This window comes from Microbacterium sp. 5K110, from assembly GCF_005774735.1.
Lineage (GTDB): Bacteria > Actinomycetota > Actinomycetes > Actinomycetales > Microbacteriaceae > Microbacterium.
Genome location: NZ_VBUM01000043.1, coordinates 17,779 through 27,313, shown reverse-complemented (window position 1 = coordinate 27,313; position 9,535 = coordinate 17,779). Strand labels below are relative to the sequence as shown.

The following is a 9,535-nucleotide window of genomic DNA, read 5'->3' as shown; positions in this document are numbered from 1 at the left end:
CGACAACCCCGCCCCGGGCTGGTCGCCGCGTTCCTAGCGTGGAACCGTGCCCACTACTCCGCCCCCGCCGTCCCGCCCCCTTCGCGACTACGCCGCGATCGGCGACGGTCGCACGGTCGCGCTGATCGGGCTCGACGGAGCCGTGGATTGGCTGCCGCTGCCGAACATCCACTCCCGTCCCGTGTTCGCGCGAATCGTCGACGAATCCTCCGGCGGGTGCATCGAACTTTCCCCGGTGGGGGAGTACACGGTGACGCGCCGGTACGTCGCGCACACCAACGTGCTCGAGACGACCTTCACGACCGAGACGGGTGTGGCGAAACTGACGGATGCCATGGTCACGGGCATCGCCGGACGCCTCCCGTGGGCCGAGTTCGCACGCCGCGTCGAGGGCGTGCGCGGCGAGGTCGAGTTCGCGTGGCGTGTGCAGCCGGGCACGATGCTGCGCTCCGCTTCGCCGTGGACCGAACGCATCGACGGGTTCTCGATCATGCGGATCGGGCATGTCTCGCTCGCCGTCGTCGGCGAGGAGCACGGCATCCAGGGAGATCCCGACGAGCGCAGCGAGAGCATCGCGGGCGGTTTCACCACGGAGAAGGGCTCGCGCCACCTCCTGGTCATCGCGGCGACCGAAGGAGAACCGCTACGGGTCCCCGACGCGACGAATGTCGACCGCGGGATCGACCGGACGATCGACGGCTGGTCGGCGTGGTCGCAGGAGTTCTCGTACGACGGTCCGTGGGCCGACGACGTGCAACGCAGCGCCCTTGCGCTGAAGCTCCTGCTGTTCAGCCCCACCGGGGCGATCGCCGCCGCCGCGACGACCTCGCTCCCCGAGAACCCGCGCGGCGGCAAGAACTGGGACTACCGCTTCGCGTGGGTGCGCGATCTCGCGTACACCGCGCACGCGTGGGTCGGCTTCGGACTGCGCGAGGAGACGCACGCGGCGATCTCGTGGCTGCTGCGCACGATCCGCGAGAACGGCCCCGAGGTGCAGGTCATGTACACCCTCGACGGCGCGGCCGATGTGGGCCTGGAGAAGCACGAAGTGCCCGGGTGGAACGGCATCCAGCCCGTCGTGACCGGCAACCCCGCTCAGGGGCAGCTGCAGCTCGGGGTCTACGGCGACCTCATTGCGATCTGCCGCACGTACGTCGAAGCGGGCAACCGCCTCGACACTCAGACGGGCCGACTGCTCGCCGACGTCGCTGACCGCACGTGCGACCTGTGGCGACGCGCGGACTCGGGCATGTGGGAGTTGCCCGAGCTCGAGCACTACACCTCGTCGAAGATGGGGTGCTGGAAAGCTCTCGACGATGCGCAGTGGCTCGCCGCCGGGGGCCACATCCCCGACAACGGCGACCGCTGGCGTGCCGAGCGCGACCGTATCCACGCATGGGTCGAAGAGCACTGCTGGTCCGAGACCATGCAGGCCTACACACTGCGTCCAGGAACCGACGACCTCGACGCCTCGGTGCTGCTGCACGCCCCCACCGGGTTCGACCGGGGCGAGCGCATGTCGAAGACCCTGGATGCCATCACCGAACGCCTCGGTACTGCGAACCACCTCGTCTACCGGTACACCGGCATGGATCAGGAGGAGCACACCTTCGTCGCGTGCGCGTTCTGGCGCGCGACGGCCCTGGCGTGCGTCGGACGTCACGCCGAGGCGATCGAGGCGATGGATGCGCTCGTCGCCCAGGCCAACGACGTCGGGATCTACTCCGAGATGATCGCCGAGGACGGCGGGGCCTTCTGGGGCAACCTCCCGCAGGCCCTCAGCCACCTCGCACTCATCAACGCCGCTCTCGTCATCCGTGAGGTCGTCGACGACACAGAACTCGGCGACCGCTGACCTTCCCGCCGGGGCGGCCTTCGTCCCGGCATCCCCTCGAAAGGACTCGTCATGACCACGCAGTACACCTTCACCGACCCCGCCAAGCTCTACGCCGACATCGAGCCGTCGAAGCAGCACCAGCCCGAGCCCGGCCTGGACGCCGAGCTGACGCCCAAGGCCGCACTCGGCGAGGACACGTACACCGGCAGCGGGCGCCTCGACGGACGCAAGGCCCTCATCACGGGCGCCGACTCCGGCATCGGCGCCGCCACGGCGATCGCCTTCGCCCGTGAGGGCGCCTCGGTGGCGATGTCGTACCTGCCCGAGGAGAAGGAGGATGCCGATCGCATCGCCGGCATCCTGCGCGAGGCCGGCGCGACCGTCGCCCAGATCCCCGGCGACCTGCGCGACCCGGAGTACTGCCGTTCGCTCGTCGCCCAGGCGGTCGAGGAGCTCGGCGGTCTCGACATCCTGGTGAACAACGGCGGAAAGCAGTTGTTCAACGAGGATCTCACGACCCTCACCGACGAGCAGTTCGACGACACGTTCAAGACGAACGTCTACGCGATGTTCTGGATCACCAAGGCGGCGCTGCCCCACCTGCCCGCCGGGTCGGCCATCATCAACACGACCTCGATCCAGGCGTACTCGCCGTCGGCGATCCTGGTGGACTACGCCTCGACGAAGGCGACCATCAACGCCTTCACGAAGGCTCTCGGGCAGCAGCTGGCACCGAAGGGCATCCGCGTGAACGCGGTGGCTCCGGGCCCCATCTGGACGCCGCTGCAGGTGTCGGACGGGCAGCCCCAGGAGAAGGTCGCCGAGTTCGGCGAGGAGACCCCGCTCGGCCGCATGGGACAGCCCGCCGAGCTCGCGCCGGCCTACGTCTACCTGGCATCCGCGGAGTCGAGCTACGTCATCGGCGAGACGCTCAACGTCAACGGCGGCATGCCCACGCCATAAGGGCCCGTCGCGACCGGTCGGGCAGTGCCCCGGCCGGTCGCGCAAACAGGGGGTGCCACAGGAACAGGCCGATTCGTCGAGAATCGGCCTGTTCTCCGTTCACGGCCTGTTCTCGCGGCCGCGACGCGGCGTCTCACCGGTGCCGGTAGGACTGACCTGCCTGGCCGAAAACCTGCATGCGCTCCGCCACCATGTTCTGCATGGCCACGCGCCCGCGAGAGCCGTAGAGGGCCGGGTCGCACCCGATGCCGTCCTCATCGAGGTAGGTGCGGACTGCCGCGGCATGGGCCATGTGGGAGTCCATGCCCTGGTTGATCTTGCGAATCCCCAGCTGCGTGGAACGGGCCTTCTCGGATTCCGGCACGCCCCACGATTCCGGAAGCTTGCCCCCGTGGGCGTTGATGACCTCACGAAGGTCGGCGGGAAGGGACGACGAACCGTGCATGACGAGGTGAGTGTTCGGCACGCGCGCGGCGATCCGTTCGATGAGATCCATGTGCAGAACGGTGCCGTCTGGGGGGCTGGTGAACTTGTAGGCGCCGTGCGAGGTGCCGATCGCGACGGCCAGAGCGTCGACGCCGGTGGCGGAGACGAAGCGCTCGGCTTCGTCGGGATCCGCGAGCACGATCTCTTTGCTGCTGGCACCGCCGTCCTCGGATCCCCCGATCGTGCCGAGTTCGCCTTCCACCGAGACGCCGTGCGCGTGGGCGTGTTCGACGACACGTCGGGTCACGGCGACGTTCTCCTCGAAGGTGGCCGGTGTGACATGGTCGTCGCGCATCGATCCGTCGATCATGACGCTGGTGAACCCCGCCGCGATCGCGCGTGCGCAGTCCTCGTAGGTGGCCCCGTGGTCGAGATGCAGAACGACGGGCACGTCGGGGTAGTGAGCGATGAGATTGACCAGCGCCTCCCAGAAGATCTCGTCGCGACCGTGCGTCGAGGCGCCGGCGATGGTCTGCACGATGACGGGGGAGTCCGTCTCGGCGGCGGCGTCGAGCACGGCTTCAGCCTGTGCGAGATCGGTGACGTTGAACGCACCGACTCCGTAGGATCCGGCGCGTGCAGCGTCGAGCGCGTCGGTGAGTGAGATGAGAGCCACGGGCTCGTCCTCCGTTTCGTCGGCCCGTCAGCGCGGGCGATTCTGACAACGGTAGACAGGCTAGGGGACCCGTGCTACTTTGTCCATCGTTAGACAGAGCACCGCCGGCGATGACGCCGACGAGGAACGCGGAGGCCGCAATGCGAGACGAGCTGCTGCTGGGCATCGACCTGGGCACGTCGTCGATCAAGGCGAACGCGATCGACCGCCACGGCCGGTCCATCGGCATCGGCGTGGCACCCACCCCTTTCGCCACCAGCGCCCACGGCGTGGAGATGAGCACGGAAGCGCTGTTCTCCGCCATCCAGGCAGCCATCGCAGATCTCGGCGTTCTGGCGACGCGCGTCGCGGCCGTCGGTGTGGCCAGCATGGGAGAGACCGGCACCATCATCCGGCCGGACGGGCCGAGCGATCTCCCGCTCGTCGCGTGGCACGACTCCCGCGGTGCGGAGATCGTCGACGCGGTGACCGCCCACTTCGGTTCCGAGGAGATCTACCGCCGCACCGGACGTGCTCCCCGCAGCGTGACGAGCATCGCCAAACTGGGCTGGCTCCTCCGCAACGGTCATCGCACGGGTGGGACGTGGACGGGCGTGGCGGGCCTCACCCTCTGGCGCTTGACCGGTGCCCTCGCGCAGGAGCAGTCGCTCGCGGCCTCGAGCGGTGCGTTCGATCCGCTCTCGGGGGAGTACGACCGCGAGATCCTGTCGTTCCTCGGCCTGGACTCCCTCGTCTGGGCCCCCGCGCGCATCGGCGGCACGGCGTTCGGTCGCGTGTCGGCGGAGGGGGCCGGATGGAGCGGCCTGCGCGCCGGCATCCCCGTGACCATCGCCGGTCACGACCACCCCGTAGGAGTGATCGGGGCCGGCGGCGACCACACGGAGGTGATCGACTCCATGGGAACGGGAGAGCCGCTGGTCGTGGCGTGGGCTCCCGCCACCGACGCCGTGCGTACGCATCCGCGCTGGCCCGATCAGTTCGGCGACCTCACGATCACCGCGTGGCCCGGAACGTCACGCCACATGCTTCTGTGGGAGACGCTGCGGCCCGGTTTGGCCATGCGCCACCTCCGCCACGCGCTGCGAGTGGATCGGGACGACATCGAGTTCGCGGCCATCGGCGTCGAAGCCGCACCGCTTCCTCTCTCGGTGCTTCTCGACCTGCAGGAAGGCGTCGTGTCCGAGGAGATCCGGACGCTCGCCCCCGAGGTCGCCTGGGCGGGCGCTCTCGAGGGATACGCCGAGACCTCGGCGGATGCGGAGCGACGACTGCGCGCGCTCTCCGGTGTCTCCGGCCAGACGCTCCTGATCGGCGGAGGGCTCCGCAGCCGCCGGTGGGTCGAGGCGAAGATCCGTCGTACCCGGCATCCGGTCGCGATGGCGCAAGAGCGCGAGGCGGTGTCTCGCGGAGCTGGACTGCTCGCCGGCGTGGCCGCGGGATGGTGGGAGCCCGAGAAGTATCCGCCCGCCGACGCGGTTCCCCTGGCGCCGGTGGAGCAGGCCGCACTGGCCCGGGGGCACCGGTGAGTCCGAGCACCCGTCCGCCGTGTCTGCCGATGACCGGGAGAGTGTACTCATGAACACCTCCTCGCCTCGCCCTGGTTTGCGTCCGCCCGCACGACTGGTCGACATCGCCCGCGCGGCGGGCGTGTCGACGAAGACGGTGTCTCGTGTGCTGAACGACGAGATGTACGTCACCGACGCCACGCGGCAGCGTGTCATGGACGCGGTCACCGAGCTCGCCTACGTCGGCGACGCTGCGGCGACGGGCCTGCGCACGCGCAAGTCCGGATTCATCGGACTGATCCTTCCGGACGTCCGCAACGGTTTCTTCGCCCTCCTCACGCGCGCCATCGAGGAGCGTCTCTCGCCGTCCTCGCCGACCCTGCTCTTCGGCGACTCGGACGAGGAGGCCGCTCAGGAGGAGCGCTATCTACGGACGTTCCGACAGCAGCGCGTCGACGGGCTCATCATCCTCCCCAGCGGTGCCCCGAGCCTCCCGGATGCGGTCTCCGAGATCCCGACCGTCATCGTGGATCGCACGGTGCCGTCGGTGCGAAAGATCGCCGATCACGTCCTGGCCGACAACTCCCGCGCTGCGGGTCGCCTGGTGGAGCATCTCGTCCGCCATCACGGCCTGCGCTCGGTCGCCCTCGTCGCGGGGAACACCACCGTGTCCAACGTGCGAGACCGGCAGGCGGGATACCTGCGTGTCGTCCGAGCGGCGGGTCTCGAACCCCACATCACCTCGGGGCACTCGACCCCGGACGACGCCGCAGCCGGTGCGCTCGAGCTGTTCCGCGATCTGACCCCTCCGTTCGGGGTGTTCGCCACGAACAACCGTATGTTCTGGGGTGCCATGGCCGCGATCGCCCGACTCGGACTGCATGTGCCGCGCGACGTCCTGGTGACCACGATCGACTCGATCGGTGAGGCGACCGTGACGGGACTCAAGCCCACCCAGGGCGTCGTCCCCGTCCAGACCGTGGCGGCCAAGGCCATGCGTCTCCTGGCCGAACGCACCGAGGATCCGACCCTGCCGCCCCGCCGCGAGACGGTCGACATCGACATCGAATTCGGCACCACCTGCGGGTGCATCCCGCTGACCAACCCTCTGATGATGGGGCCTGTCGGCCCCGCTCCCACCGCTCCCGTGCGCGACACACGGGAATAGCGCGAGGACTGATCCCGGCAGCCGCAAGCACGTCCGAGACCAGCCCCCGCATGTCGCACCAGCAGTCCCGAAAGTCACATCCTCAAAGGAGAGAAAAATGACCCGACACCCCCGAATGCGCTCCGCTGCTGCGGCCGCCGCGACGGTGACGATCCTAGCCGGGGCTCTCGCCGGTTGCTCAGACTCCGCCGCGCCGCAGGGCAGTGCGGGAGCCGCCAGCGAGAACAACGGCAAGATCGCCCTCGTCATCAAGCCTCTCGACAACACGTACTTCGGTGCGATGGTCGAGGGTGCGCAGTCGGCCGCCGACGAGGCCGGCGTCGAACTCACGGTCGTCGCGGCGGAGAACGTCACGGACGACTCGGGCCAGGCGACCAAGCTCAACTCACTCGTCACCGCGGGCTACGGCTGCTACATCGTCAACCCGACCAGTCAGACGAACCTGATCACCGGTCTCGTGCCGGTGACGCAGGCCGGTGCGCCCATCGTCAACCTCGACCTGCCGATCGATCTGGACGCCGCGAAGGACGCGGGCGTGAACGTCACGACGTATGTCGGCACCAACAACGAGACCGCGGGCGCGGCCGGCGGCGAAGCGATGCTGTCCCTCGTCGATGGAGGATCGCAGGTGGCGCTCATCGGCGGGCTCGTGGCGGATCCGGGCAACATCGCCCGACTGGCAGGGTTCGAGAAGGCCGTCACGGGCAAGCTCGAAATCACCCAGACGGTCGCCGCCGACTTCGACAAGGCCAAGGCCAAGAGCGCGGCATCCACGATCCTCATCGCGAATCCGGACATCAAGGGGTTCTTCACGCCCTCGGGTGACATGGCGATGGGCATCCAGCAGGCCGTGGAAGAGGCCGGCAAGAAGGGACAGGTGGCGGTCGTCGGCATCGACGGGACCCAGGACCAGTTGAAGGACATCGTCGCCGGGGGACAGCCGGCCGCGATCGAGCAGTTCCCGTACCTGATGGGTGTGCAGTCGGTGCAGGCGTGCGTCGCCGCGATGGCGGGCACCTCGATCCCTTCCAACGTGGAGACCCCGGTGCTCATCGTCGATGCGAAGAACGCTCAGGCGGCCCTGGACGCATTCCCCGCGCCGCCGAAGGGCTTCGACGTCCCGAACCCGTTCAAGTAACCCCTCACCACTGATCGGGGATCCTCACCCATGGCAACGAACACACCCCTTCGAACGAAGGTCTCGACTGACAGAGCGACGAGCATGCGCCGCGCGCTGGGCTCGGAGGAGATCTGGATGAAGCTGGCCGCTCCGGTCGCCCTCGTCCTGCTCTCCGTCGTCTTCACCGCGCTGAACCCGAGATTCCTCTCGTGGCCGAGCGTTTCCACAATGCTCGCGGACTCGACCATTCCGATCCTGCTCGCCCTCGGAGCGACGTTCGCCGTCTCCCTGGCAGGCATCGATCTGTCGCTCGCGGCGACGGTCGCCCTCGGCAGCGTGACGATGGCCACGGCATATCAGAGCGGGATGCCGCTCCTCGTGTGCTGCGCCATCGCCGTGCTCACCGGGCTCGCGGTCGGCGCCATCAACGGCACCTTCATCGGCTGGGTGAGGATCCCCGACTTCATCGTGACGCTGGGCTCGCTGAGCGTGGTGATGGGACTGAGTCTCATCGTCTCGCAGGGCAAGCCGGTCGCCATTCCCGAACGCGCCCTGACCTCGCTCAGCACGATCAGCGTCGCGGGCATCCGGGTCAATTTCCTCCTGGCGATCGCGGTCGCCATCGTGCTGCACATCGTGCTGTTCCACACACGGTTCGGCACGCACCTGCTCGCCGTCGGAGACAACCCCGACGCGGCGAAGGCAATGGGACTCAAGGTCCCCCGCATCAAGCTCGCGGGATACATGATCTGCGGGGCGATGGGCGGTCTCGGAGCCGTGCTGCTCACGTCCTACATCGGGTCGAGTCAGCCGGCCACGAACACCGACTACCTGCTGAAGGCCATCGCTGCGGTCGTGCTGGGCGGCGTGAGCCTCTTCGGCGGCCGAGCGACGATCTACGGACCCGTCATCGGAGCGATTCTGCTCACGTTCCTGCAATCCGGACTCACGTTGCTGGGCGTGAGCGCGTTCTATTCCCCGTTGGTGATCGGCATCGTCGTCATCGCTGCCGCGACGCTCATGAGAGGGCGGAAATGACCCACGACCCCGGCGAGAAGATCGTCGTCGACAACATCCACAAATCCTTCGGAAACGTCCACGCCCTCAAGGGTGCCTCGCTCAGTATCCGCGCCGGTGAGATCACCGCCATCGTGGGTGACAACGGGGCGGGTAAGTCGACTCTGGTGAAGTGCCTCACCGGCCTGTACGCGCCCGACGAGGGCGAGATCCGCATCGACGGTCGACCCGTGCGTTTCTCCTCGCCCCGGGACGCTCGCGAGCAGGGCATCGAGACGGTCTATCAGGACCTCGCGCTCAGCGATCAGTTGAGCGTGTGGCAGAACATGTACATGGATCGAGAGCTGACCCGTGGCATCCCGGGCCTGAGGTTCTTGGCCCGCAAAGAGATGAAGGAGCGCGCCGCGGAGCTGGTCGCGGATCTCGCCGTGAACGTTCCGGGCGTGGGGCGCCCCGTCAAACGGCTCTCGGGTGGGCAGCGTCAGGCTGTCGCGATCGCGCGCGGGGTCATGTGGGCCGAGAACATGATCATCCTCGACGAGCCGACCGCCGCCCTGGGCCTGAACGAGACGGCGCAGGTTGAGGCGCTGATCCGCCGAGTGGTCGATGGCGGCACGACGGTCCTGGTGGTCTCGCACAACTTCGAGCAGGTCAAACGGCTGTCCCAACAGGTCTGGGTGATGAGAGGCGGCCGCGTCGTCGGGGGTACCCGCACGGAGAAGGTGACGGGGGAGCAACTGGTGGGCATGGTGACCGGGGCCGTACGCACGATCGACTGACACATCGTCGTGCGGCTGAGGGGTCGCGCAAACAGGGGATGCCT

The 9,535-nt window shown here is 68.3% G+C and carries 8 protein-coding genes; 7 read left to right on the top strand and 1 reads right to left on the bottom strand.

Annotated features, from left to right (window positions below; genetic code table 11):
- Positions 1-46 precede the first annotated feature (46 nt).
- Together FE256_RS10965 and FE256_RS10960 are read left to right on the top strand one after the other, a co-directional pair.
- Complete coding sequence (locus FE256_RS10965; protein ID WP_138175528.1) at positions 47-1,855, top strand: glycoside hydrolase family 15 protein; 1,809 nt, start codon at positions 47-49, stop codon at positions 1,853-1,855.
- Positions 1,856-1,906: 51 nt separating this feature from the next.
- Positions 1,907-2,800 (top strand): SDR family oxidoreductase, encoded by an 894-nt coding sequence (locus FE256_RS10960; RefSeq protein ID WP_138175526.1) that lies wholly within the window; start codon positions 1,907-1,909, stop codon positions 2,798-2,800.
- Positions 2,801-2,933: 133 nt separating this feature from the next.
- On the opposite strand, the gene FE256_RS10955 is transcribed toward FE256_RS10960, so the two are convergent.
- Positions 2,934-3,902, bottom strand: a complete 969-nt coding sequence (locus FE256_RS10955) for a ketose-bisphosphate aldolase (RefSeq protein ID WP_138175524.1) — start codon at positions 3,900-3,902, stop codon at positions 2,934-2,936.
- 140 nt (positions 3,903-4,042) lie between these two features.
- On the opposite strand from FE256_RS10955, the gene FE256_RS10950 reads away from it, so the two are divergent.
- The 5 genes from FE256_RS10950 to FE256_RS10930 all read left to right on the top strand — a co-directional run bounded on the left by FE256_RS10950 (position 4,043) and on the right by FE256_RS10930 (position 9,491).
- Positions 4,043-5,428 carry an FGGY family carbohydrate kinase gene (locus FE256_RS10950; RefSeq protein WP_171024301.1) on the top strand — a complete coding sequence of 462 codons (1,386 nt, stop codon included), beginning with the start codon at positions 4,043-4,045 and terminating at the stop codon, positions 5,426-5,428.
- Positions 5,429-5,477: 49 nt separating this feature from the next.
- On the top strand, positions 5,478-6,575 hold the full coding sequence (locus FE256_RS10945) for a LacI family DNA-binding transcriptional regulator (RefSeq protein ID WP_138175520.1): 1,098 nt from the start codon (positions 5,478-5,480) through the stop codon (positions 6,573-6,575).
- A gap of 97 nt (positions 6,576-6,672) precedes the next feature.
- Positions 6,673-7,713, top strand: coding sequence for a substrate-binding domain-containing protein (locus tag FE256_RS10940; RefSeq protein WP_138175518.1), 1,041 nt, complete (start codon positions 6,673-6,675; stop codon positions 7,711-7,713).
- 117 nt (positions 7,714-7,830) lie between these two features.
- Complete coding sequence (locus FE256_RS10935; RefSeq protein ID WP_171024300.1) at positions 7,831-8,733, top strand: ABC transporter permease; 903 nt, start codon at positions 7,831-7,833, stop codon at positions 8,731-8,733.
- A complete protein-coding gene (locus FE256_RS10930) occupies positions 8,730-9,491 on the top strand; it encodes an ATP-binding cassette domain-containing protein (RefSeq protein ID WP_138175512.1) in 762 nt (253 codons plus the stop codon). The genes FE256_RS10935 and FE256_RS10930 overlap by 4 nt, the downstream gene beginning before the upstream one ends.
- Positions 9,492-9,535: the final 44 nt, after the last annotated feature.

Excerpts from the sequence above, each read along its gene's own strand:
- FE256_RS10950 (WP_171024301.1), top strand. The coding sequence starts at position 4,043 with ATGCGAGACGAGCTGCTGCTGGGCATCGACCTGGGCACGTCGTCGATC.
- FE256_RS10930 (WP_138175512.1), top strand. The coding sequence starts at position 8,730 with ATGACCCACGACCCCGGCGAGAAGATCGTCGTCGACAACATCCACAAA.
- FE256_RS10960 (WP_138175526.1), top strand. The coding sequence starts at position 1,907 with ATGACCACGCAGTACACCTTCACCGACCCCGCCAAGCTCTACGCCGAC.
- FE256_RS10945 (WP_138175520.1), top strand. The coding sequence starts at position 5,478 with ATGAACACCTCCTCGCCTCGCCCTGGTTTGCGTCCGCCCGCACGACTG.
- FE256_RS10940 (WP_138175518.1), top strand. The coding sequence starts at position 6,673 with ATGACCCGACACCCCCGAATGCGCTCCGCTGCTGCGGCCGCCGCGACG.
- FE256_RS10935 (WP_171024300.1), top strand. The coding sequence starts at position 7,831 with ATGAAGCTGGCCGCTCCGGTCGCCCTCGTCCTGCTCTCCGTCGTCTTC.